A 23,087-nucleotide genomic window follows, 5' to 3' on the forward strand; every position below is an offset into this window, starting at 1 on the left:
ATCCATACGCTCGTCCGCGACCGGAAGATAACGCACCGCTACGCTCAACCCCATGCAGCGCATAATCGGAACCGAAGTCGAATATGGAATCTCGGCTCCGAACGATCCAGGTGCCAACCCGATCATGACCTCGACGCAGGCCGTGCTCGCGTACGCGGCCGCGGCCGGAGTCCCACGCGCCAAGCGCACCCGATGGGATTACGAGCCCGAATCGCCACTGCGCGACGCCCGCGGATTCGACCTCGGACGTGGGTCGGGACCGGCCCCGATCATCGATGCCGACGAGGTCGGCGCCGCCAACATGATCCTGACCAACGGCGCCCGGCTCTACGTTGATCACGCCCATCCCGAGTATTCGGCGCCCGAGGTGACCGACCCGCTCGACGCGGTCATCTGGGACAAGGCAGGCGAACGGGTCATGGAGGCCGCGGCCCGGCATGTGGCCAGCGTTCCCGGCGCCCCGAAGCTGCAGTTGTACAAGAACAACATCGACGGCAAGGGCGCGTCGTACGGGACGCATGAGAATTACCTGATGGCCCGGTCGACACCGTTCAACGCGGTGATCACCGGACTCACCCCATTTTTCGCCTCCCGCCAGGTCTTCACCGGCTCAGGGCGCGTCGGCATCGGGCAGTCCGGCGACGAGTCGGGCTTCCAGCTGAGCCAGCGCGCCGACTACATCGAGGTCGAGGTCGGCCTGGAGACCACCCTCAAGCGCGGCATCATCAACACCCGCGACGAGCCGCATGCCGACCCTGAGCGGTACCGCCGGTTGCACGTGATCATCGGTGACGCCAACCTTGCCGAGACCGCGACCTACCTGAAGGTCGGTACGACCTCGCTCGTGCTCGATCTCATCGAGGCCGGCATCGAACTGCGCGATCTCGAACTGGCTCGGCCCGTTCATGCCGTGCATGTCATCAGCCACGACCCGACCCTGCAGGCGACGGTTGCACTTTCCGACGGACGCGAGATGACCGCCCTTGCGCTCCAACGGATTTACCACGAGCGCGTCAGCGCATTCCACGACGCGCACCACAGCGATGACGCACGCGCCAAAGACGTCATCGACACCTGGGCCGACGTCCTGGACAAACTCGAACGCGATCCGATGGAGTGCGCAGACATACTCGATTGGCCCGCCAAACTCCGACTGCTCGAGGGCTTCCGTCAGCGCGAGAACCTGGCCTGGTCCGCGCCGCGACTGCACCTCGTCGACCTCCAGTATTCGGATGTGCGCCTGGACAAGGGGCTCTACAACCGACTGGTCGCCCGCGGGTCGATGAAGCGCCTGACCACCGAGCAGCAGGTGATGGACGCGATCGGTAGTCCGCCCGAGAACACGCGTGCGTATTTCCGAGGTGAGTGCCTGCGTCGGTTCGGTGCCGACATCGCGGCCGCGAGTTGGGATTCGGTCATCTTTGATCTCGGTGGGGAGTCGCTGGTGCGGATTCCGACGCTCGAACCACTACGTGGCAGCCGCGCGCACGTTGGTGAACTGCTCGATTCGGTCAACTCCGCAGCCGAATTGGTCAACCAGCTCACCACCTAGAACCGACTCGGCCGGTAGCGAAATCGCCGCCTCCACACGTGCATATCCGTGGCCAGATCACTTTCGCCCGGTAGGGTGATAGAACGTACGGTCCCCGCGGGGCCGTGGTCTGAAGGAGGCAGCGATGGCGCAGGAACAAACCAAGCGCACGGGCGGTAATGACGACGACGGCGCCGGTGAAGATTCGGGTGCAGGTCAGGAACGCCGCGAGAAGCTGGCCGACGACACCGATGATCTGCTCGACGAGATCGATGACGTGCTGGAAGAGAACGCAGAGGACTTCGTCCGCGCCTATGTACAGAAGGGCGGCCAGTGACCGATCGGATCCGGTCCCTCGGCCAGGACATCTCATCCTTTTCCGACTATCTGCGTAACAACGCACCAGATCTGTTGCCCAGGAACAGGGTTTCGCCGGATATGGCTGCAAACATTCCGCACGGCACCACCATCGTTGCTGTGGCCTACCCCGGCGGCGTCGTGCTGGCCGGTGATCGGCGGGCCACATCCGGCAACCTGATCGCCAGCCGTGACATGCGCAAGGTGTTCATCACCGATGAGTACTCTGCTGCCGGTATCGCCGGTACCGCAGGCGTTGCCATCGAGATGATCCGCCTGTTCGCCGTCGAACTCGAGCACTACGAGAAGATCGAGGGCGTTTCCCTCACCCTCGACGGCAAGGTGAATCGGCTCGCGTCGATGGTCCGGTCGAACCTCCAGGCCGCAATGGCCGGTCTGGCGGCGATCCCGCTGCTGGTCGGTTACGACCCCGACGGCATCGATCCTGCGCGTCCGGGCCGGATCTTCTCATTCGACGTCGCAGGCGATCGCCACGAGGAGCACGGTGGCTACCAGGCCATCGGATCGGGCTCGGTATTCGCCAAGTCGGCCATCAAGAAGCTCTATCGCACCGACCTGACCGCCGACGAGGCATTGTCGGTGGCCATCGAGTCGCTGTACGACGCAGCCGACGACGACTCGGCCACCGGTGGCCCCGACATGGTGCGTGGTCTCTATCCCACTGCCGTGACCGTTACAGCCGACGGTGCCGCAGAGGTTTCCGCGCCCGCGATCGAGCAATCAGCCCGCGGCGTGATCAGCCGGCGTTCGGCGGATTACCGCGGAACCGACGATGACGCCACCAACCGCGACATCAAGAAGGGCGGTGACGCATGACCTTCCCGTATTACGCCAGTGCCGAACAGATCATGCGCGATCGTTCGGAGTTGGCCCGCAAGGGCATTGCCCGCGGTCGCAGCGTCGTCACATTGACCTACGCCGACGGCGTTCTGTTCGTGGCGGAGAACCCGTCGAACACGTTGCGCAAGGTCAGCGAGATCTATGACCGCATCGGGTTCGCCGCGGTTGGCAAGTACAACGAATTCGAGAGCCTGCGCAAGGCCGGTATCCAGCACGCCGACATGCGTGGGTACAACTACGACCGCGCCGACGTCAGCGGACTGTCGCTGGCCAACGCGTACGCCAGCACGCTCGGTGCGGTGTTCACCGAACAACCGAAGCCCTACGAGGTCGAGTTGTGTGTGGCCGAGGTCAGTCGTCCCGGCAAGCCCGGGCCGTCGCAGCTGTACCGGATCACCTACGACGGGTCGATCGTCGATGAGACGCGGTTTCTCGTCATGGGCGGTTCCACGGAGTCGATCACGGCATCGATGAAGGATTCGTACGATCCCGAGGCAGATCTGAAGGCGGCCTTGGCGTCGGCGATCACGGCCCTGGAAACACCACCGGCAACCAATGGGTCGTCGTCGAGCAGTTCCCCGGCGCCCGAACCCCGCACACTGCAGCCGAGCGACCTCGAAGTGGCCGTCCTCGACCACAGTCGCCCGCGCCGCGCGTTCCGGCGTCTGACGGGGTCGGCCCTGGTCGACCTCCTCCCGGCCCGCGAAACCGACAACTGAAACAGTTCTCCTCTGGTCCCACGGCAGTAGGGTTGTAAACGTGCAGCGACGAATCATGGGTATCGAAACCGAGTTCGGTGTCACGTGTACTTTTCACGGACATCGGCGGCTCAGTCCCGACGAGGTCGCGCGGTATTTGTTCCGCCGGGTGGTGTCGTGGGGAAGGTCGTCCAATGTGTTCTTGCAGAACGGGGCGCGTCTGTACCTCGACGTGGGTTCGCATCCCGAATACGCCACAGCCGAATGTGACAACCTGCAACAGCTGATCGAGCACGACCGGGCCGGTGAGCTGGTCTTGGAAGATCTGTTGATCGACGCCGAGCGGCGTCTGGCCGATGAGGGTATCGGCGGCGACATCTACCTGTTCAAGAACAACACCGACTCGGCAGGCAATTCGTACGGCTGCCACGAGAACTTTCTGGTGGTCCGGGCGGGGGAGTTCTCACGCATCTCCGACGTCCTGCTCCCGTTCCTCGTCACCCGGCAGTTGATCTGTGGTGCCGGCAAGGTGCTGCAGACGCCGAAGGCCGCCACGTTCTGTCTGTCCCAGCGGGCCGAGCACATCTGGGAAGGTGTGTCGTCGGCGACCACCCGTAGCCGCCCGATCATCAACACCCGCGACGAACCCCACGCCGACGCCGAGAAGTACCGGCGCCTGCATGTGATCGTTGGCGATTCGAACATGGCCGAGACCAGCACGATGCTCAAGGTCGGATCGGCGGCCCTGGTACTGGAGATGATCGAGGCCGGAGTCGCCTTCCGCGATCTGGCACTCGACAATCCGATCCGGGCCATCCGCGAGGTCTCGCACGATCTCACCGGCAGTCGTCCGGTCCGGCTTGCCGGTGGACGCACGGCCAGCGCGCTCGACATCCAGCGCGAGTACCACTCACGCGCGGTCGAGCATCTCAAGACCCGTGAGCCGAATCAGCAGATGACACAGGTGGTCGATCTCTGGGGCCGGATGCTCGACGCCGTCGAACAGCAGGATTTTGCGAAGGTCGACACGGAAGTCGACTGGGTGATCAAGCGCAAGTTGTTCCAGCGCTACCAGGACCGGTACTCGATGGACCTGTCCGATCCCAAGATCTCGCAGCTCGATCTCGCCTACCACGACATCAAGCGGGGTCGTGGTGTGTTCGATCTACTGCAACGCAAGGGTCTGGCCGCCCGGGTCACCACGGACGAGGCAATCCAGGCAGCGGTGGACACGCCGCCCCAGACGACTCGGGCCAAGCTGCGCGGAGACTTCATCGCCGCTGCGCAGAAGGCAGGCCGCGACTTCACCGTCGACTGGGTGCACCTCAAGCTGAACGACCAGGCTCAACGCACGGTGCTCTGCAAAGATCCGTTCCGCAACGTCGATGAGCGCGTCGAACGCCTGATCGCGTCCATGTGAAAGCCAGTGTCCTAGTCTGGTCCGGTGGCGACCAACAAGGTTGAACGGCTGATGAACCTGGTGATCTGCTTGCTGTCCACCAGTCAGTATCTTTCCGCCGACCAAATCCGCAGCAGTGTGATCGGATATCAGGATTCGAAGTCCGATGAGGCCTTCAACCGGATGTTCGAGCGCGACAAGAACGAGCTCCGCGACCTCGGCATTCCGGTGGAAACGGGTCGGTCCTCGGGGTTCTCGTCCGTCGACGGCTACCGGATCAACCGGTCCGAGTACGAACTTCCCGACATCTCGCTCGATCCCGACGAGGCCGCCGCGGTGGCCCTGGCCGCTGCGCTGTGGGAATCGCCGGAGCTTGCGGCTTCGAGTCACAGCGCCCTGATGAAGTTGCGCGCTGCGGGTGTCGAGATGGATCCGGGGTCCGCGTTCGACGAGAACGCCACAGCACTTCACTCGAGTGCCCCGCAGGGCATCGGATCGCCCGCGGTCCTGGGTGCGTTGCTGTCCGCGCTCGACGAGAACCGGCCGGTCCGATTCGAGCACCGGCCCGGCCCTACGTCGCCGCACGTGACGCGGACCGTCGAACCGTGGGGTGTGGTCACCCATCTCGGTCGCTGGTATCTCGTCGGACATGATCGCGACCGCGGGCAGACCCGTACCTACCGGCTCACGCGCATCCTGTCGGTGACCCCGTTCGGCAAGGCCGGTGAACTGACCCGACCGAGCAACATCGATCTTCGCCAGATCGTCGCCGATGCCGTCGATCGATCCGGTCCTGCCGTCACCGCCCGGGTGTGGGTCGCCGAGAACCGGGCCGCCGGCCTGCGTCGCATATCGACGTCGGCGCAACCCGGGGAACACGACGGTCGCGCAGGCAGCATCCTGAGCATCGCGATGAGGTCGACCGATGGCCTCACCCGCCAGGTGCTCGGCGCCGGTACCGATGCGTTTGTGCTCGATCCGCCGGAATTGCGTGACAACGTGATCGACGAACTCAAGTTCCTCAGCGAGGTGGCCGAATGAGTGCGGGTACCGATCGACTGAACCGCATGCTGGCCATGGTCCCGTACTTCCTGGCCCATCCCGGCGTCAATGCGGCAAAGGCCGCGGTCGACCTGGGAACCACCCCCAAGCAGGTCCTCGAGGATCTCCAGCAGCTGTGGATGTGTGGCCTTCCGGGATACACGCCGGGCGACCTGATCGATTTGTCGTTCACACCCGGCAGCGTCGAGGACGGTGTTGCGGTGACGTTCTCTGCCGGCATCGACCGGCCATTGAAACTGACCGGCTCGGAAGCCGCACCACTGCTGGTGGCGCTGCGTTCGTTGATCGATGCGTCCGGGGTCGTCGACCCCGCCGCAGCTCGACGGGCCATCGCGAAGATCGAGAACGCGATGGGATCGCGTCTCGGTGAAGCGGTCACCGAGACCCCGACGGACCTGTCCAGCCCAGGTGACTCCGAAGCAGTAACCGCGGTGCGTGAAGCTGTCCGCGGCCACCGCGCGGTACGGCTGCGGTATTACTCGGCGACGCGGGACGTCGTCGGGGATCGGGTGGTCGACCCGATCCGCATCCAGGCGATCCAAGGCCGCGGGTATCTCGAAGGCTGGTGCCGCAGCAGCGAGGGCATTCGCTTGTTCCGGTTCGACCGGATCGAAGCGGCAACGGTGCTCGATGAGCCGAGTTCGCCGCCGCCATCGCTCGATGGCAGCGCTTTGGCCCTGTTCGACAGCGACTCCGATCTGCCCGAAGCAGTGATCGAGATCGATCAGGATGTGGTCTGGGTTCTCGACTACTACCTGATAGAGCCCCTCGATCCCGAAGGTCTGACCGGCTCGCAGGGGCCGGTGGTTGCCACCATGAGGTACGGGTCGGCCGACTGGCTCACCCGGTTCGTCCTCGGCTTCGGCGGCAAGATCAGGGTCCGCAACCCCGAGGTGGCCAACGAGGTCCGCTCGAGGGCTGCCGCCACGCTCGCCATGTACGGCTGACCCTCACTGCAGGTGAGCTGGGAGGTAGCTGTGAGGCCGCTGTTCGACCCGTTAGGGTTGGTCCAAGTCCGGTAGCATTGCGGAGGAACTCAATGGGAGAGGTAACTGCACAATGAATGCATTACAGCCATGGCACATCATTCTTGTGGTGGTCGTGTTCTTGATCCTTTTCGGATCGAAGAAGCTGCCGGACGCCGCGCGCGGTCTGGGTCGTTCGATGCGCATCTTCAAGAGTGAGGTCAAGGAGATGCAGAACGAGAACAACTCCGACAAGCCCGCATCGGCGCAGACTCCCGAGTCGCGGCCGCAGATCACTTCGGGTCTTGACGGAACACCGACGAATTCATCCGAATCCGAACGTCGTTCTGCCTGATCTTCGTCCTCGCCGTTCTGGTGGGTGGGTCGCTTCTCTCTGGGTGACCCGCCTGCAACTGACCCCTGAGTAGTCGACCACGTGCGCATACCTTTAGACCCTCGGCGCCGTAAGCGCAAGGTGAATCCCGACGGCACCATGTCGTTGGTCGACCACCTCCGTGAGCTGCGAAACCGACTGCTGATCTCCGTTCTTGCTATCGCCTTCACCACGATCCTCGGATTTGTCTGGTACTCGCATGGCTTCCTGGGCATCTCCTCACTCGGCGACCTGCTGCGCCAGCCCTACTGTGATCTGCCTGCATCGTCACGGGCCAATCTGACCGGCGACGACACCTGTCGTCTCCTTGCAACGGGCCCGTTCGACCAGTTCATGCTCCGCCTCAAAGTGGGTTTGACCGCAGGCATCGTCATGGCTTGTCCTGTCTGGTTCTACCAACTGTGGCAGTTCATCACGCCCGGCATGGTCGAGAAGGAGCGCAAGTACGCGGTCACCTTCGTCGGCTTCGCCGCCGGGTTGTTCCTGGCCGGGACCGTGCTCGCTTACCTGGTGATGGCCAAGGCGTTCGAGGTCTTGTTGACCATCGGTGACAACGTTCAGATCACGGCACTCGCCGGTGACCAGTACTTCAGCTTCCTCATCCACCTCTTGATCATCTTCGGTGTGAGCTTCGAGCTTCCGCTGCTGATCGTCGCGCTGAACATGGTCGGTGTGTTGACCTACGCGCGGTTGAAGTCGTGGCGCCGGGGTCTGATCTTCGGCATGTTCGTCTTCGCTGCTCTATTCACCCCTGGCTCGGATCCGTTCACCATGCTGGCACTGGCCGGGGCGCTGACGGTCTTGCTCGAGATCGCCATCCAGGTCGCTCATCTGCACGATTACCGCAAAGCGAAGCGTGACGCCCAGGAATGGGGCAACGTGAGCGACGACGAAGCCGCTCCGATCGGTTCGGCAGGCCCGGTCGGGCATGTTCCTGATCCGGTGCAACCACCAGAACCGGTGTCGGCGACGTCCCGAGGCAGTGGAGCCGATCTCTACGATGACACTCTCTGATACGCGGACAGAACTCGAGAAGTTCGCCGGGCGACAGGCATTTGCGCTCGATCCGTTCCAACGTGACGCTTGCGTCGCCCTGGAAGGCGGTCACGGTGTTCTCGTCTGCGCGCCGACCGGCGCGGGCAAGACCATCGTCGGTGAGTTCGCCGTACATCTGGCGCTCGCCGGTGGGTCGAAGTGTTTCTACACCACACCCATCAAGGCGCTGAGCAACCAGAAGTTCGCCGATCTGGTTCGCGCGCACGGGGCCGAGGCCATCGGTCTGCTGACCGGCGATTCGTCGATCAACTCCCACGCACCGGTCGTGGTCATGACCACCGAAGTGCTGCGCAACATGATCTACGCGAATTCGCCGGCGCTGCAGAACTTGTCGCATGTGGTGATGGACGAGGTCCACTTTCTTGCCGACCGGTTCCGCGGAGCCGTCTGGGAAGAGGTCATCCTGCATCTCGAACCGTCGGTGCGGGTGGTGAGCCTGTCGGCGACGGTCAGCAACGCCGAGGAGTTCGGATCCTGGATTCAGACGGTGCGTGGCGACACCACCGTGATCGTCGACGAGCATCGTCCGATCCCGCTCAACCAGCACATGCTCGTCGGCAATCGGTTGTTCGATCTGTTCGACCATCGTGACCCCAAGACGCCGAACAAGAAGCCCGCGGTCAACCCGGAGCTGACCCGCTATATCCGGCAACGTGAGCTCGCCGCGCGACGCGATGACGACTTCCCGCCCCGCGGTCCACGGGGACGTGGCCAACGCAGCGATCACCGTCGTAGCGGTGTACGTCCGGTGCCACGACCAGAACTCATCGCACGTCTTGATCGCGATGGCCTGCTTCCCGCCATCAGCTTCATCTTCTCGCGGGCCGGCTGTGAAGGCGCGTTGAGCCAGTGTCTGCGCTCGGGCTTGCGGCTGCTCGAACAGGATCAGGTCGAGCAGGTGAATTCGATCGTCGACAAGTACGTCGCCGAGTTGACCGCTTCAGACCAGGACGTGCTCGGTGTCCACAGCTGGCGCGAGGGCTTGACCCGGGGATTTGCGGCGCACCACGCCGGACTGCTGCCTGCCTTCCGGCACGCGGTGGAAGAGCTGTTCGTCAAAGGTCTGGTCAAGGTTGTATTCGCCACCGAGACACTGGCTTTGGGCATCAACATGCCGGCCCGTTCCGTGGTGCTGGAGCGGTTGATCAAGTACAACGGTGAGTCGCACAACGATCTGACGCCCGGGGAGTACACCCAGCTGACCGGCCGGGCCGGTCGTCGCGGGATCGACGTCGAAGGCCATGCCGTCGTTGTCTGGACCGAAGATCTCGACCCCACCCGGGTTGCCGGACTCGCCGGTGCCCGCACGTTCCCGCTGCGCAGTTCCTTTGCGCCGGAATACAACATGGCCGTCAATCTCATCGGCCGTCTTGGACTGGCCGGTTCACGCAACCTGCTGGACCGCTCGTTTGCGCAGTTCCAAGCCGACCGGTCGGTCGTCGGGCAGGCCAGGCAGATCGACACCGCACGCCGCCAGCTCCGCAAGATCGAGGTGGAACTGGAGGCACGGGCCGAGGGCCGCGGTCTCGACGCCGGGATCGACGGCTTCCTCGGGTACACCCGCCTCCGTGAAGAGATCCGAGCTCGCGAACGTTCGCTGAAGTTCGAAAACCGAATGGCCGTGCAGCAGAGCACTGTTGAAGATCTCGCAGCCCTCAAGCGCGGGCAGGTCATCAGTCTTTCCGGTGGTCGCCATCGCGGTCTGGCTGTGGTTTTGGAGCCCGCAACCGACATGCGCGACCCGAAACCGTTGGTGCTCTGCGAGGATGCCTGGGCCGGCCGGGTTGGTCCCCGTGATTTCCTCAACCCGCCTCAGGTGCTCGGCCATATGCGGCTGGCCAAACAGGTCGATCGTCGTACCGGCCGCGGTCGTCGCGACCTCGCCTCGGCTCTGCGTTCCACCGGCATCGACATGCCCCGCGGCAAGCAGAGCAAACGCACCCGCGCCGCCGACGACCCGGACCTCAACCGTCTGCGCACCGAGTTGCGCGAGCACCCGGCGCATCAGATCCCCGCACACGACGAGTTGTTCCGACTCGCAGAACGTCGCAACCGGGTGTCGCGGGAGATCGCGGCGCTCGAGGAATCGGTATCGGCCCGCACGTCCACGCTGGCCGTCAACTTCAATCGGATCGTCGCGGTGCTCAGCGAACTCGGCTACCTCGAGCAGGTCGAGCACAAGTCGAACGGTGACATGACCGTCACACCTGCCGGTGAGATCTTGAGCCGGGTTTACAGCGAGAGCGACCTGCTCATCTGTGAGTGCATCCGCACCGGTTTGTGGGACCACCTGGGTGCAGCCGAACTCGCGGCTGTTGCTTCGGCGGTGGTGTACCAGTCGCGCCGCGATTCGTACGGCGGCGCGGATCTGGTAACTGGCGTTTCGACGGTCCGGGAAGCATTGAGCCGCACGCACGCCGCATGGAAAGACCTGGCACGTGTCGAGATGAGCCACATGGTGGAACCGACACGCGAACCAGATGCCGGTTTCGCCACGGCCATTCACCTGTGGGCGACGGGCCGCGGACTGACCGAGGTACTCGCTGCAGCAGGCGAGCAGGGCACATCCCTGCCGGCCGGAGACTTCGTCCGCTGGAGCCGGCAGGTCATCGACCTCCTCGAACAGATGCGGGTTGCCGCACGCCTCGGAGGAACAGATCGATCGAAACTGGCCCATTCGGCGGCAGCGGCGATCACGGCGATCCGGCGCGGAGTCGTGGCTGTCGAACTCGGCTGAGCGCCCGCGAGTTCTCGCCGAGCGCCTGCCTGAATGGCCATGGGTTGTGCGGTATGTTCGGGGTTCGGAAGTCCTGGACTTGCGATCGCGCGACGCGGACATGCGGAGGGGAAATACATGAGCGGGCCCAACGACCCGAACAACCAGGGTGGCGGTTCGGCACCCGGGCAGTGGCAACCAGGACAAGGGCAACCGGGACAGAATCCTGACCCGTGGAACCAGCAGACCTATGGTCACCCGACCGGCGGACAGCCGCCGCAGGGCCAACCGCCACAACAGGGTTGGGGCCAGCAGCCTCCGCAGCAGCCCGGTCAGTACGGGCAGCCAGAGCAGTACGGCCAACCGGGACAGTATGGCCAGCCGGGACAGCCGGATCAGTACGGTCAACCAGGTCAGTACGGGCAGCCGGGCCAGTACGGTCAGCAGCCGGGCCAGTACGGTCAGCAGCCGCAATACGGTGCGCCGCAGGGCCAACCGGGCCAGTATGGCCAATCCGGGCAGCCGGATCAGTACGGCCAACCAGGTCAGTATGGGCAGCCGGGCCAGTACGGTCAGCCCGGTGGTGACCAGTTCGCGGGTATGACACCGCCGAAGAACTCGAAGAAGCTGCCACTGATCATCGGTGCCGCAGCGGTTGGTGTCATCGCTGTCGTCCTTGCTGTCACGGCGTTCTGGCTTCCGGGCTTCGCGGTGACGAAGGTGCTCAGCCAAGACGCCGCTCAGAAGGGTGTGGCGTCGGTCCTGGAGAACGACTACCAGGCCAAAGACGTCTCGAATGTGCAGTGCCCCGAAGATCAGGAAATCAAGAAGGGCAACAGCTTCACCTGCACCGCGACCGTTGCCGGCGCGAACCAGCAGGTCAAGATCACCTTCCTGGACGACGAGGGCAAATACGAGGTCGGTCAACCGACCACACAGTAGGCAGTTGGTCGGTTGTCAGGTGGGCGGGTCAGCCCACCTGCCAGCCGAGCGCCTTGCCCAGACGGCCAACCGATGAGCCGACACCGAGTTCTTCGATCAGGTCGGCCAGCGCTGCCGGGTCGGCGGGCTCGGATGGGAGACGACCGTCGCTGTCGCCGATGATCTCGGCGTCGGTCTTCACGAATACAACGGTCCGTGCCGCGCGCAGGTAGTCCGCGCCTTCTGCAAGTGACTTGCGTTGGCGCGGTGAAATCCGCTTGTCGGTCGTGGTGGATGCCACGCGTTCGAGTTCGTCGAGGTTTCCGAACTCGTGCAGCAGCTTTGACGCGGTCTTTTCACCGATGCCGGTAACGCCGGGCAGCCCATCTGACGGATCGCCGCGCAGGATTGCCATCTCGGCGTAGGCGGAACCCGGATTCGATGTTGGTACGTCGTACTTCTCGGCCAGTTCCTGTGGCCCGAACATCTCGGCCTTCGCCAGACCGCGGCCCACGTACAGCACGCGCACCGAAACCGGGTCGTCGGAAACAACCTGCAGTAGGTCGCGATCACCGCTGACCACAACCACCGGATCCACGGCCTCGGAGTCCGCAAGGGTCCCGATGACGTCGTCGGCTTCGCAGCCCTCCGCGCCCGCGGTCGCAATTCCGGCGGCGGCCAGGATCTTCATGATCATGTCGACCTGGGGTGTCAGCGTGTCGGGAACCTCCTCCGAGCCGTCGGTGGCGCCTTCGGCCACGCGATGCGCCTTATACGACGGGATGAGGTCGGTGCGGAAGGCCGGACGCCAGTCGAGGTCAAGACACACGATCAAGCGTTGCGGGTGCTCCCGGGTGACCAATGACGCGATCATGTCGATGAATCCGCGGACCGCGTTGACCGGACGCCCGTCCGGTGCGGTCATCTTCTCGGGCAGGGCATGAAAGGCCCGAAACCAGAGGCTGGCACCGTCGAGCAACATCACTGGGGCAGTCATGCCTAAACCATGCCAGATCGGCGCCGGCCATCAGAGCACTGCGGTCAGGTGGCGCTGCGTTCGTCCGAACCCAGGACATCGAGAACAGCCAGTTGGGACTCGGCGTCGCCGGTGAGTGGTTGACTCGAGGGACCCTGCCGCAAAGCGATTTTCACATCTGCACGACTGATGTTCGCAGGGACGGTCGACGCCACGAAGGACAGCAGCAGGTCGACGAATCGGTCTGGATCGTCCCGGAACGGGAAGTGACCGGCCTTGTCGAAGACGACCAACTGCGAGCCGGGCATTGCGCTGTGGAGCATGTGGGCGTGCTGCACCGGAATGACCTGATCGTCCGAACCCCACACGACCAGGGTCGGAATACCTGCGCTCAAATAACATCGATCGAGCATGGTCACCACTTGCCCACGCCAGTCGACGGCTGATCGCAGAGTTCGGGCGAAGACCTCGGCCGAACCCTTTTCTGGCATCCGTTCGAGCACTCGAACGATCTCGTTGTTGTCCCGGAACAGCGCAAATGGCAGACGATCACGCACCGTGCGAGAAGCCGCTGCGAACGTCGGAAACACACCTGGGAGTGAGACCGCGGCCAGCGCGTACTCGGAAAACGGTAGTGACAGCGCTCGCAGAACCGGATTGACGTCCCTGGTGACTCCGCCCGTACCGACCAACACCAACCGTTCGACCATCTCGGGGAACTGATAGGCGAACTGCCCGGCCACACCACCGCCCAGCGAATGGCCGACGATCGTCACGCGTTCGATGTCGAGATAGGTCAGAAGGTCGCGCATTCCGTTGGCAAAAGCAGGTACCGAGTAGTCGGCGCGCGGACGGTCGGAGAATCCGTGTCCGAGAAAGTCCGGTGCGATGACCGTGTACTTTTCGCTGAGCTGGGTGAATACCGGTTCCCAGGCCAGGGAGTTGTCGCCGATTCCGTGCAGCAACAGCAGTGCAGGACCCGATCCGGCCATCCGGTAGGCCCGCTTGTATCCGTGCAGATTTGCGAACTGGACCTGAGAGTCATCGGTCGGAACAGCCCGTAGTCGACGTCGTACGCCTTCACGGTCCACGGTGACCTCCTGTTTTCCTCAGACCTAAACATCTTTCGTTGCCCCTATTCTCCGCGCAAAGCGAGGTTTTCGCCCGGTTAAAGATCACTCATCGAATCTTGCGATCGGAGTGGGACACACTTCCGATGGTTTGTGACGAAGGTCAGACTGCAGGCGAGACCACGAACTCTGCGACCGATAGCCTTGAACCCATGGCGGATCAGCGATTCTCGGCAGCGGTGTACAAGTCACGTCTGGATCGGGCGCAGGAGTTGACGGCGAAAGCCGGTCTGTCGGCGCTTTTCATCACTCCCGGACCCGACCTGCGATATCTCACGGGCTCACGAGCGACGACATTCGAACGGCTCACCGCCCTGGTGATCAGTGCGGATCGCGCTCCCGAAGTGGTTGTGCCGCGACTGGAGTTGGCGGCGCTACGGGAATCGGCCGTCGGTGAGCTCGGCCTGACCGTTCACGATTGGGTCGACGGCCAGGATGCGTACGCACTGGCGGTTGGAGCCGCCGGGGGAGCCGGTGATCGTTACGCGGTCTCTGACGCAACCCCTGCGCTGCACACCGTCCCGTTGGCAGGGCATTGGGGTAGCGCACCGGAACTTGCCACTGCCGTTCTGCGTGAACTGCGAATGATCAAGGATGACGCCGAGATTGAAGCGCTGCGCCGCGCAGGCGCCGCGATCGACCGAGTGCACGCCCGAGTGGGGGAATGGCTGAAGGTCGGCCGCACCGAACGTGAAGTCGCAGCGGATATCGACGCCGCCATCATCGCCGAAGGACACACCAGGGCCGAGTTCATCATCGTCGGATCCGGTCCCAACGGCGCCGACCCGCATCACGAGGTATCGGACCGGGTGATCCAGGACGGCGACATCGTTGTCGTTGACATCGGGGGACCTGTCGCGCCGGGATACAACTCCGACTGCACCCGAACCTACTGTGTTGGAACACCTTCTGATGCGATCGCACGGCAGTACGAGTGGCTACAACAAGCTCAGCGAGCCGCTGTGGCCGCCGTCCGCCCCGGCGTCACTGCCGAGCAGATCGATAGCGCGGCCCGGGACGTGCTCGTTGCCGCCGGACTGGCCGACAAATTTGTTCATCGCACCGGCCACGGCATCGGACTATCCGTTCACGAGGAGCCGTATATCGTTGCAGGCAACAATATTCCACTGCGGCCGGGCATGGCATTCAGCATTGAACCCGGCATCTACTTCTCCGGCAGTTGGGGTGCGCGCATCGAAGATATCGTTGTCGTCACCGATGATGGCTGCGAAGCATTCAATTCCCAACCGCACGAACTGAAGTCAGTCTGAACCAGGTTCTCAACCGACCATATTCGTTCGAACAACCGTTCGACTTTCGGTGTCCCCCGAGGTAGACTGATTGAAAGCGTTCGATCAGATGTCTTGGGGGGCATGATGACTGACGATTCCTCGATTGATCTTTCTTCGGTTCCGGTGTTGGTGCGCAAATACCTCGAGTTAGAGCTACTGGTTACTGATATCGCGGACTGCACTGATTCCGATATGTCCGATGCGGAAGTCAATGAGCTTGTGCGGGTGCATGAACGGATCGTCCGAAAGCTCGAGCTCACCGGGCTGCGGCACCTGCTGTGGGTCTCGAACCGGTCATCGTTCATCGAAGCCGGATATTCGTCACTGTTCGGGTTCACCCGCAGCGAGTTGCGGTTGACCAAAGGCCAAACCATGTCCCGGATTCGCGGGTTGGAAGCAGTCGGCCGGTTTCACACGATGCAGGGTGAAGAGCTGGCACCGAAATGCCCTGCCGCCGAACAGGCCTGGTCCCAAGGGTTGATCGGGGCAGCGCATATGGATGTGATGTTGGATGTGCGCAAACACATCCCGTCAGCGTCGGATTCGGCGGTGTATGACGTGGTCGATCATTGGATGACCGAAGAGGCCGTCGGCCAGGACCCCACCCAACTGGCGGCGTCGGGCCGTCAGGTGCTGGCCCGGGTCGATCCCGATGGCCGGCTGACCGATGATTCGGATCGGGCCCGTAAACGTTCGGTGAGTTTGGGTAATCAGGGTGTGGACTTGATGGCCAAGATCTCGGGCACCCTGGATCCGGAAACGTTGGCGTTGTTCACGACGGTGATGGATGTCTGGGCTGCACCTGGCATGAATAATCCGGCCGATCCGAACTCACCGTCCGGTGCCAGCGATGATCCGAAACAAGATGCAGAGCTGATGAAGGCTGCCGCCGAGCGTGATACCCGCTCGATGGGCCAGCAGCGCCACGATGCACTCAAAGCGATTTTGAAAACGATTTTGGAGTGCAACCTGCTCGGTAAGTCCCATCGGGGTTTGCCGGCGCAGCTGATCATTACGATGACCAAACAGCAGCTCGAGGATTGCGCGGGGATCGCCAAAACGGCGTCGGGGGTGGATATTCCGGTCAAAGAGGCCCTGCACCTGGCTGCGCGTTCGGACAAATACTTGGCGGTGTTCGCTAGCCACAGCGCCGAGGTGCTGTATTTCGCCCGGGCCAAACGCACCGCGCAGAAGGGTCAGCGGTTGGCGTTGTTCGCCCGCGACCGCGGTTGCTCGCACCCCGGGTGCACCAATCCGGCGACCTGGGTGGAGATCCATCATCTGATTGCCTGGATCAATGGTGGTCTGACCGACATCGATCTGATGGGATCAGCCGTGCCCGCCGCATCACAAACTTGTCGGCGACGGCCCTGGTCAGTGGCAGACGGTGATGATCACCGAGGGTCCTGACAAGGGCAGGGTCGGGTGGATACCACCATCGTCGGTGGATCCGGAAAGAAAACCGCGGGTCAATCGTGCCCAGCATGTCAACGAGACCTTCGCGGCGGCCTGGGAGAAGGTTCTTGCCGACCGCCGGGCGGTGTTGGCTGACAAGTTGGCGGAACTGACCGGCGGCGAACCTGAGGTCCAACCCGATCCCGAACCGGATAGCACTGACCAGGATGCGTAGCGTCTTGCCTAGGCGGTGACCATCAGCGACTGCGAACCCAGTATGCGTTCGACGTTGATCTGTATGACCACCCGGCGTGGGTTCACTTTGGGCTCCTTGTAGCGAGCCGCATAGCGACGGACTCCTTCGGCGACAGCCTCGGGGTCACGGTGGACCGATGCTTTGCCTTCCAGCGTCAACCACTGCGGTCCGTTCACCTGGAACACGGCGGCGTATCCAGACCGGTCGACGTTCTTCACCTTCTGGCTGCCTTCGAAGGTGATCACTCGTGCGATCTTCGCCTCGGCGTCGTAGGTGAATCCCACAGCAACAACATGAGGGGTCCCCGATGCACGGACGGTGGTCAGGCTCCCGAGGTGGCGTTCGGTGAGGAAGTCCATTGCTGCGGGGGTTAAGTCGTTTGGTGTTTTGGGCACAAGCCGACCTTAGCCAACGCGACCGTCCCTCCTCCCAAAGTCGTTTGGGATACTGGCCTGGTGAGTAATGGGCGAGTGGTTGTGCTGTTCGGTGGTCGCAGTGAGATCGGGCTGGAGGTTGCAGCTCGGATCGCTGCAGGGGCGACCGTGATCTTGGCGGCTCGGAGGTCGTCCGACCTCGATGATCAGCGCGAACGGCTGGAGTCCGAAAATGCGGCAGCTGTCCATATGGTCGAGTTCGATGCGAACGACACCTCAACACATGAGGGCCTGATTCAGCAGATCGTTGCCGAACACGGGCCCATCGACGATGCGATCGTGGCCTTCGGAATCCTCGGCGATCAGGCGAGGGCAGAGGTCGACAGCGCCCACGCACTACAGATCGCGCACACCGACTACCTCGCCCAAATCAGCGTGCTGACTCCGTTGGCCGTCGCGATGCGGGCCGCCAAACGAGGCAACATCGTCGTCTTCTCATCCGTTGCAGGCGTCCGGGTCCGGCGCGCCAACTACGTCTACGGCTCCACCAAGGCCGGGCTAGACGGCTTTGCCAGCGGATTGTCAGATGCATTGCACGGCAGTGGGGTACACCTATTGCTCGTCCGCTCCGGATTTGTCATCGGCAGCATGACAAAAGATCTGATGGCCTCCGGGATCAAACCTGCTCCGATGTCGAGTACCGCACCACAGGTTGCCGACGCAGTGGTCAAAGCGCTGCACCGAGGTAAGCATGTGGTCTGGGTCCCCGGAAAGCTGCGTCCTGTCTTCTTTGTGATGAAGCTCCTGCCCCAGGCGATCTGGCGACGGATGCCTCGATGACTGATCTGAAGTTTGTGGTCGTCGGCATCGGCGCCGACGGCTGGGACGGCCTGTCCGGAAACTCGCAGCGCGAATTGCGCTCTGCCACCGACATCTACGGTTCCGTGCGCCAGCTGGATCTGTTGGCGCCACTCGAGGCGACGCTCCACCGGTGGGACAGCCCGATGTCGAAGCACCTCCAGCGACTACTGGCCGACACGCACCCGCACACCATTCACATCCTCGCCTCGGGTGACCCGATGTTCCACGGCGTCGGGGCATCGATCGTGAAACAGGTGGGCGCGCAACACGTGCGCATCCTGCCTTCGGTATCGAGCGTCAGCCTGGCCTCCGCCCGTCTCGGCTGGGACCTTGCCACGACGCGCATCCGCAGTGTTGTCGATCGCCCCCTCGATTCGATCCTCTCGGGAGTCTCCGACAGCGTTCGGCTGCTGATCCTCAGCCGCGACAACACCACTCCGGCGGCCGTCGCAGAATTGCTCACGGCCCACGGGTTCGGATGGTCGCAACTCACCGTCCTCGAACAGCTCGGCTCCGACAGCGAACGCCAGGTCACAGGTATCGCACGAACGTGGGCCGCGCCTGCCGGCGACCAGCTCAACATCATCGCTGTCGACTGTCTCGGTCCGGCCGTCAGTAGCCAGGCAGGTCTGCCGGACACCGACTTCAGTAACGACGGACAGCTCACCAAGCAGGCAGTCCGCGCGCTGACCGTCACCGCCTTGCGGCCGGCCGCCCGCCAACTGCTCTGGGATGTCGGAGCGGGCGCAGGCAGTATCGCCATCGAGTGGCTGCGCACCGACCGGACCTGCACCGCAATCGCTTTCGAATCCAACGACGTACGTCGTGGACGCATCGTGCACAACGCAGCCGAGCTCGGCGTGAGCGCAGGACTGACGGTCCACGGCGCTGCGCCCGAGCAGTTGACCCACGCACCTGATCCCGATGCGATCTTCATCGGGGGAGGCGTGACGGTCCCGGGGATGGTGGAGGAGTGCTGGGATGCCTTGCTCGACGGCGGACGGATAGTGGCCAACGCGGTCACACTTGAATCTGAGGCAGTCTTGGTGAAATGGCATGCCGCAGTCGGCGGTAGCCTCCGCCGATTCCAGATCGACCACGCCGAGCCGCTCGGATCAATGACAACCTGGCGACCAACGCTCCCAGTGACACAGTGGATCGCCGACAAACCGAGGACCAACTCATGACGGTGTACTTCATCGGAGCCGGACCCGGCGCCGCCGACCTGATCACCCTCCGAGGCGCAAAGTTGCTCTCGCAGTGCAACACCTGCCTGTACGCCGGGTCGCTGGTTCCCGCGGAGATGCTCGAACATTGTCCACCCGGGGCCACTTTGATCAACACAGCGAAGATGCCTCTTCCGCAGATCATCGACCACATCGTGACCGCGACCCATGCCGGGCATGATGTGGCTCGACTGCATTCAGGCGACCCCGGACTGTATTCGGCGGTGGCAGAACAGGTCAGATTGCTGCAGCCGCAAGGAATCTCTTACGAAATCGTCCCGGGCGTTCCTGCCTTCACCGCGGCCGCCGCAGCATTGGGACAAGAACTCACGGTGCCCGGCGTCGGTCAGTCGCTGCTGATCACCCGAGTATCCACGCTGTCAACCGACATGCCCGAAGGCGAACGACTCGAAGAACTCGCCCGCACAGGTGTCACGATGGCGATCCACTTGGCCGCCCATCGAGCCCAACAGGTAGTCGATGCCCTGACACCGCACTACGGAAGCGACTGTCCCACTGCCGTGGTCGCCTTCGCCAGCCGCGACAACCAGCAGATCGTTCGGTGCACGTTGGCAGAGCTCCCGAACCAGCTGAAACTGAACGATATTCAGCGCACCGCGGTTATCTTTGTCGGACGCGTCCTGGCCGCGGATGAGTTCCCGGACAGCTATCTGTACTCGTCAGCCCGGATGACCAAGCTGCGCACCGACCCTCATTCGTCATGAGCGAGGGCACAGTCCTCGTCCTCGGCGGGACCGCAGAAGCCCGCGCTCTCGCAAAGGAACTCGTCGGCGAAGGAGTGCGGGTTGTCACCTCGCTCGCGGGCCGGGTCAAGAATCCTGCGCTACCGGTCGGCGACGTCCGCATCGGCGGGTTCGGCGGCGTCGACGGTATGACAGTGTGGCTGAGGGACAACAACTGCACGGCAGTGGTCGACGCGACCCACCCGTTTGCCCGTCAGATCTCAGCCAACGCCGTTACCGCAACAACAGAAGTCGATATACCGATGCTGACCTTGCGACGCCCCGAATGGCTCTCGCAACCGGGGGATCGCTGGATCGACGTACCCGACATCGCCGGAGCCGCCAGGACCGTGGCGGAGTTGGCGGGCGAACCGGGAAGTCCCCGAGTCTTCCTCACCACCGGTCGCCAGGATGTAGACGCCTTCGCTGACATCGACGACGCCTGGTTTCTGATCCGCCTCGTCGACCCACCCGAGCGAGCGATACCAGCGCAGCATCAGATCATCCGTAGCCGCGGGCCGTACACCGTCGACGGCGAACTTGCCCTGATGCGTGAACACCGCATCGACGTGGTCGTCACGAAGAACAGTGGTGGTCCGCTGGTTCAGGCGAAACTTGAAGCAGCGCGGCAACTCTCACTGCCGGTCGTCATGGTTCGGCGACCTACCCCACCCGGCGGCGAAACCGTCGAAACGGCTTCCGCCGCCGCAGTCTGGGTTCGTCAGCTGCTCTCGTAGCGGCGATTGGTGAACGCCACCGGGCCTCCGACTCGGTCGACGACCGTTGTGGTCGACGAACCGATTATCAGCAGCGTCCGCATGTCGACCACGACAGGATCGAACTCCCCGACGGTAGTGATCACCACCGACTGCTCGGGGCCACCCACGTCGCGTCCCAGGATGATCGGCGTTGACGGGTCCTTGGACTCCAGAACGATGTCCTTGAGTTCCGCGACTTGCCAATTCCTGCTGACCGATCCGGGGTTGTAAATCGCGAGCACCAGATCCGCGGCCAGTGCAGCCCGCACCCGCGCCGTGATCACATCCCAGCTTTTGAGGCGGTCGGACAAGGAGATCACCGCATAGTCATGTCCGAGCGGAGCGCCCGCAAGGCTTGCGACGGCGTTGGCCGCGGTCACTCCGGGCACCACCCGCACGGGAACGTCGCGCCATTGCGGGTCCGCTGCTTCTTCGACGACTGCTGCCGCCATCGCAAACACGCCAGGATCGCCCGAGGACACCACTACCACCCGGGCGCCATTCTTTGCCAGATCCAGTGCCATGCAGGCCCGTTCGGACTCCACACGGTTGTCACTGGCATGCATACGTTGTCCGGGTCGGGGAGTCACCCTGTCGAGATAGGTCTTGTAGCCCACCAGATCGGTCGCCTTCGCCAGCTCCGCACGCACTTCCGGGGTGGTCCACCGGTCGGCGCCAGGTCCCAAGCCGACGACAACAACCTCACCGGCTGCGCCGGCCACAGGTGCAGATGGTTGCGCGTTGTTGAGCTCACCGGGAATGACGACCATCGAAAAGTACGGCACCGTCGATGCGTCGACGTCGACCACGGGCATGACCTTCTGCGCACCCGTCGAGGCGCGTTCGACATACCACGCCCGGTCGATGACACCGGATTCGCGCAGCGCTGCAACTACTTCCGGGAATGTCCGGCCGAGTTTCATGATCGCCACCGCATCGCTGTCACGCAGTCGACGGACGAGTTCTGCCTTGGGAAGCGTGCCCGGCAGCACGGTCAGGGTCTCCTCGGCTTCGACCAATGGCATACCGGTGGCGGCTGCCGAAGCGCTCACAGACGTGACACCCGGGATGATCTCGGTGTCGAAACGCTCGGTCAGCCTCTTGTGCATGTGCATGTACGAGCTGTAGAAAAGTGGGTCACCTTCGGCCAGCAACGCCACCGAACGTCCCGCACGCAGATGCGCGGCGAGGACTTCCGCGGCATCTGCATAGAAGTCGTCGAGCGCGCCACGATAGCCACCGGGGTGATCGGTGGTCTCGGTGGTGACCGGGTACATCAGCCGTTCCTCGAGCTGACCTTCCCGAAGGTACGGCTGGGCCACCGACCGGGCGATCGAACGACCATGGCGGGCACAGTGATACGCGATCACATCAGCCTCGCCGATGACGCGGGCGGCCTTCACGGTGACCAGTTCGCTGTCACCGGGCCCCAAGCCCACGCCCCACAATTTTCCACTGCTGGTCATCGTCATTCCACCTTCGAGGCAAGTGCGTTGAGAGCGGCGGCGGTGATCGCCGACCCGCCGCGACGGCCGAGTACCGTCAAGTACTCGAGATCGTTTCGATCGGCAAGCGCTGCACAGGATTCCGCAGCGCCGATGAATCCAACCGGCGCGCCGATGACCGCAGCCGGCCGTGGTCCGCCTGCATCGATCAGCTCCAGGAGCGCAAAGAGCGCGGTTGGCGCGTTGCCGATCGCAACCACGGATCCCTCGAGCATCGGTCGCCAAAGGTCCACCGCAGCAGCGGTTCTTGTGGTCTCCAGTTCCGCAGCCAAGTCCGGGACCCGACTGTCGCCGAGTAGACAGAGCACATCGTTGTCTGCGGGCAACCGCTTGCGGGTCACGCCGGACGCGACCATGTTCGCATCGCAGAGGATCGGCGCTCCGGCTTCCATCGCCGTGCGGGCCGCGGTCACCAGACCTGCACTGGCTCGCACGTCGGCGGTCAGATCGACCTGACCGCAGGCATGGATCATCCGGACAACCACCTGCGACAGGTCATCGTCGAACATGGTGAGGTCGGATTCGGCACGAATTGTCGCGAATGACTGCCGGTAGATCTCGGCGCCGTCTCGAATGTAGGTGTACATAGTGCTCGCCACCATAGATGCCGA

23 protein-coding genes are annotated in these 23,087 nt (G+C 63.4%); 18 read left to right on the forward strand and 5 right to left on the reverse strand.

What is annotated here, in order from left to right; all coding sequences use genetic code 11:
* The first annotated feature begins 52 nt into the window (after positions 1 to 52).
* The 11 genes from dop (at position 53) to AC1TPF_RS18590 (ending at position 11,981) form a co-directional block, all read left to right on the forward strand.
* Entirely contained in the window at positions 53 to 1,552 is a 1,500-nt protein-coding gene (dop, locus tag AC1TPF_RS18540) for a depupylase/deamidase Dop (RefSeq protein ID WP_482139438.1), read from the forward strand.
* 124 nt (positions 1,553 to 1,676) lie between these two features.
* Positions 1,677 to 1,868, forward strand: coding sequence for a ubiquitin-like protein Pup (locus AC1TPF_RS18545; RefSeq protein WP_482139439.1), 192 nt, complete (start codon positions 1,677 to 1,679; stop codon positions 1,866 to 1,868).
* Positions 1,865 to 2,725, forward strand: coding sequence for a proteasome subunit beta (gene prcB / locus AC1TPF_RS18550; RefSeq protein ID WP_482139440.1), 861 nt, complete (start codon positions 1,865 to 1,867; stop codon positions 2,723 to 2,725). The genes AC1TPF_RS18545 and prcB overlap by 4 nt, the downstream gene beginning before the upstream one ends.
* Positions 2,722 to 3,468 (forward strand): proteasome subunit alpha, encoded by a 747-nt coding sequence (gene prcA, locus AC1TPF_RS18555; RefSeq protein WP_482139441.1) that lies wholly within the window; start codon positions 2,722 to 2,724, stop codon positions 3,466 to 3,468. Before prcB ends, prcA begins: the two co-directional genes overlap by 4 nt.
* Positions 3,469 to 3,508: 40 nt before the next feature.
* A complete protein-coding gene (pafA, locus tag AC1TPF_RS18560) occupies positions 3,509 to 4,867 on the forward strand; it encodes a Pup--protein ligase (protein WP_482139442.1) in 1,359 nt (452 codons plus the stop codon).
* A gap of 24 nt (positions 4,868 to 4,891) precedes the next feature.
* The gene (locus AC1TPF_RS18565; protein ID WP_482139443.1) at positions 4,892 to 5,887 is read left to right on the forward strand and encodes a helix-turn-helix transcriptional regulator; all 996 of its coding nucleotides are present in this window, start codon (positions 4,892 to 4,894) and stop codon (positions 5,885 to 5,887) included.
* Complete coding sequence (locus tag AC1TPF_RS18570; RefSeq protein ID WP_482144928.1) at positions 5,884 to 6,855, forward strand: helix-turn-helix transcriptional regulator; 972 nt, start codon at positions 5,884 to 5,886, stop codon at positions 6,853 to 6,855. Before AC1TPF_RS18565 ends, AC1TPF_RS18570 begins: the two co-directional genes overlap by 4 nt.
* Positions 6,856 to 6,967: 112 nt before the next feature.
* Positions 6,968 to 7,228 (forward strand): Sec-independent protein translocase subunit TatA, encoded by a 261-nt coding sequence (tatA, locus tag AC1TPF_RS18575; protein WP_482139445.1) that lies wholly within the window; start codon positions 6,968 to 6,970, stop codon positions 7,226 to 7,228.
* 81 nt (positions 7,229 to 7,309) lie between these two features.
* Entirely contained in the window at positions 7,310 to 8,281 is a 972-nt protein-coding gene (gene tatC / locus AC1TPF_RS18580) for a twin-arginine translocase subunit TatC (protein ID WP_482139446.1), read from the forward strand.
* Positions 8,268 to 11,060, forward strand: a complete 2,793-nt coding sequence (locus AC1TPF_RS18585) for a DEAD/DEAH box helicase (protein ID WP_482144929.1) — start codon at positions 8,268 to 8,270, stop codon at positions 11,058 to 11,060. The genes tatC and AC1TPF_RS18585 overlap by 14 nt, the downstream gene beginning before the upstream one ends.
* A 117-nt stretch (positions 11,061 to 11,177) precedes the next feature.
* Complete coding sequence (locus tag AC1TPF_RS18590) at positions 11,178 to 11,981, forward strand: DUF4333 domain-containing protein (protein ID WP_482144930.1); 804 nt, start codon at positions 11,178 to 11,180, stop codon at positions 11,979 to 11,981.
* A 28-nt stretch (positions 11,982 to 12,009) separates the two neighbouring features.
* Here AC1TPF_RS18590 and AC1TPF_RS18595 read toward each other — a convergent pair whose 3' ends face one another.
* Together AC1TPF_RS18595 and AC1TPF_RS18600 are read right to left on the reverse strand one after the other, a co-directional pair.
* Positions 12,010 to 12,942, reverse strand: coding sequence for a 5'-3' exonuclease (locus AC1TPF_RS18595; protein WP_482139924.1), 933 nt, complete (start codon positions 12,940 to 12,942; stop codon positions 12,010 to 12,012).
* Positions 12,943 to 13,001: 59 nt separating this feature from the next.
* Entirely contained in the window at positions 13,002 to 14,027 is a 1,026-nt protein-coding gene (locus tag AC1TPF_RS18600) for an alpha/beta fold hydrolase (protein ID WP_482139449.1), read from the reverse strand.
* 191 nt (positions 14,028 to 14,218) lie between these two features.
* Here AC1TPF_RS18600 and AC1TPF_RS18605 point away from each other — a divergent pair, with 191 nt between their 5' ends.
* From AC1TPF_RS18605 to AC1TPF_RS18615, 3 genes are all read left to right on the forward strand, one after another.
* On the forward strand, positions 14,219 to 15,337 hold the full coding sequence (locus AC1TPF_RS18605; RefSeq protein WP_482139450.1) for a M24 family metallopeptidase: 1,119 nt from the start codon (positions 14,219 to 14,221) through the stop codon (positions 15,335 to 15,337).
* Between the two features lie 213 nt (positions 15,338 to 15,550).
* Positions 15,551 to 16,768, forward strand: coding sequence for an HNH endonuclease signature motif containing protein (locus AC1TPF_RS18610; protein WP_482144931.1), 1,218 nt, complete (start codon positions 15,551 to 15,553; stop codon positions 16,766 to 16,768).
* Between the two features lie 34 nt (positions 16,769 to 16,802).
* Complete coding sequence (locus AC1TPF_RS18615) at positions 16,803 to 16,988, forward strand: hypothetical protein (protein ID WP_482144932.1); 186 nt, start codon at positions 16,803 to 16,805, stop codon at positions 16,986 to 16,988.
* 8 nt (positions 16,989 to 16,996) lie between these two features.
* Here AC1TPF_RS18615 and AC1TPF_RS18620 read toward each other — a convergent pair whose 3' ends face one another.
* A complete protein-coding gene (locus tag AC1TPF_RS18620; protein ID WP_482139452.1) occupies positions 16,997 to 17,404 on the reverse strand; it encodes a PPOX class F420-dependent oxidoreductase in 408 nt (135 codons plus the stop codon).
* A 60-nt stretch (positions 17,405 to 17,464) separates the two neighbouring features.
* On the opposite strand from AC1TPF_RS18620, the gene dprE2 reads away from it, so the two are divergent.
* Genes dprE2 through AC1TPF_RS18640 form a run of 4 tightly spaced genes read left to right on the forward strand, consistent with a single transcriptional unit; the run spans position 17,465 to position 20,950 of the window.
* Positions 17,465 to 18,223 (forward strand): decaprenylphospho-beta-D-erythro-pentofuranosid-2-ulose 2-reductase, encoded by a 759-nt coding sequence (gene dprE2, locus AC1TPF_RS18625; RefSeq protein WP_482139454.1) that lies wholly within the window; start codon positions 17,465 to 17,467, stop codon positions 18,221 to 18,223.
* On the forward strand, positions 18,220 to 19,431 hold the full coding sequence (cbiE, locus tag AC1TPF_RS18630) for a precorrin-6y C5,15-methyltransferase (decarboxylating) subunit CbiE (RefSeq protein ID WP_482144933.1): 1,212 nt from the start codon (positions 18,220 to 18,222) through the stop codon (positions 19,429 to 19,431). The genes dprE2 and cbiE overlap by 4 nt, the downstream gene beginning before the upstream one ends.
* Complete coding sequence (gene cobM / locus AC1TPF_RS18635) at positions 19,428 to 20,195, forward strand: precorrin-4 C(11)-methyltransferase (protein ID WP_482144934.1); 768 nt, start codon at positions 19,428 to 19,430, stop codon at positions 20,193 to 20,195. The genes cbiE and cobM overlap by 4 nt, the downstream gene beginning before the upstream one ends.
* Positions 20,192 to 20,950, forward strand: coding sequence for a cobalt-precorrin-6A reductase (locus AC1TPF_RS18640; RefSeq protein WP_482144935.1), 759 nt, complete (start codon positions 20,192 to 20,194; stop codon positions 20,948 to 20,950). The genes cobM and AC1TPF_RS18640 overlap by 4 nt, the downstream gene beginning before the upstream one ends.
* On the opposite strand, the gene AC1TPF_RS18645 is transcribed toward AC1TPF_RS18640, so the two are convergent.
* Both AC1TPF_RS18645 and AC1TPF_RS18650 read right to left on the reverse strand, forming a co-directional pair.
* Positions 20,935 to 22,443, reverse strand: a complete 1,509-nt coding sequence (locus tag AC1TPF_RS18645; RefSeq protein WP_482144936.1) for a precorrin-2 C(20)-methyltransferase — start codon at positions 22,441 to 22,443, stop codon at positions 20,935 to 20,937. The two genes, AC1TPF_RS18640 and AC1TPF_RS18645, sit on opposite strands and share 16 nt — an antisense overlap.
* Positions 22,440 to 23,063 (reverse strand): precorrin-8X methylmutase, encoded by a 624-nt coding sequence (locus AC1TPF_RS18650; protein ID WP_482139459.1) that lies wholly within the window; start codon positions 23,061 to 23,063, stop codon positions 22,440 to 22,442. The genes AC1TPF_RS18645 and AC1TPF_RS18650 overlap by 4 nt, the downstream gene beginning before the upstream one ends.
* Between the last annotated feature and the right edge of the window lie 24 nt (positions 23,064 to 23,087).

It is taken from the genome of Williamsia sp. Y853 (assembly GCF_056786495.1).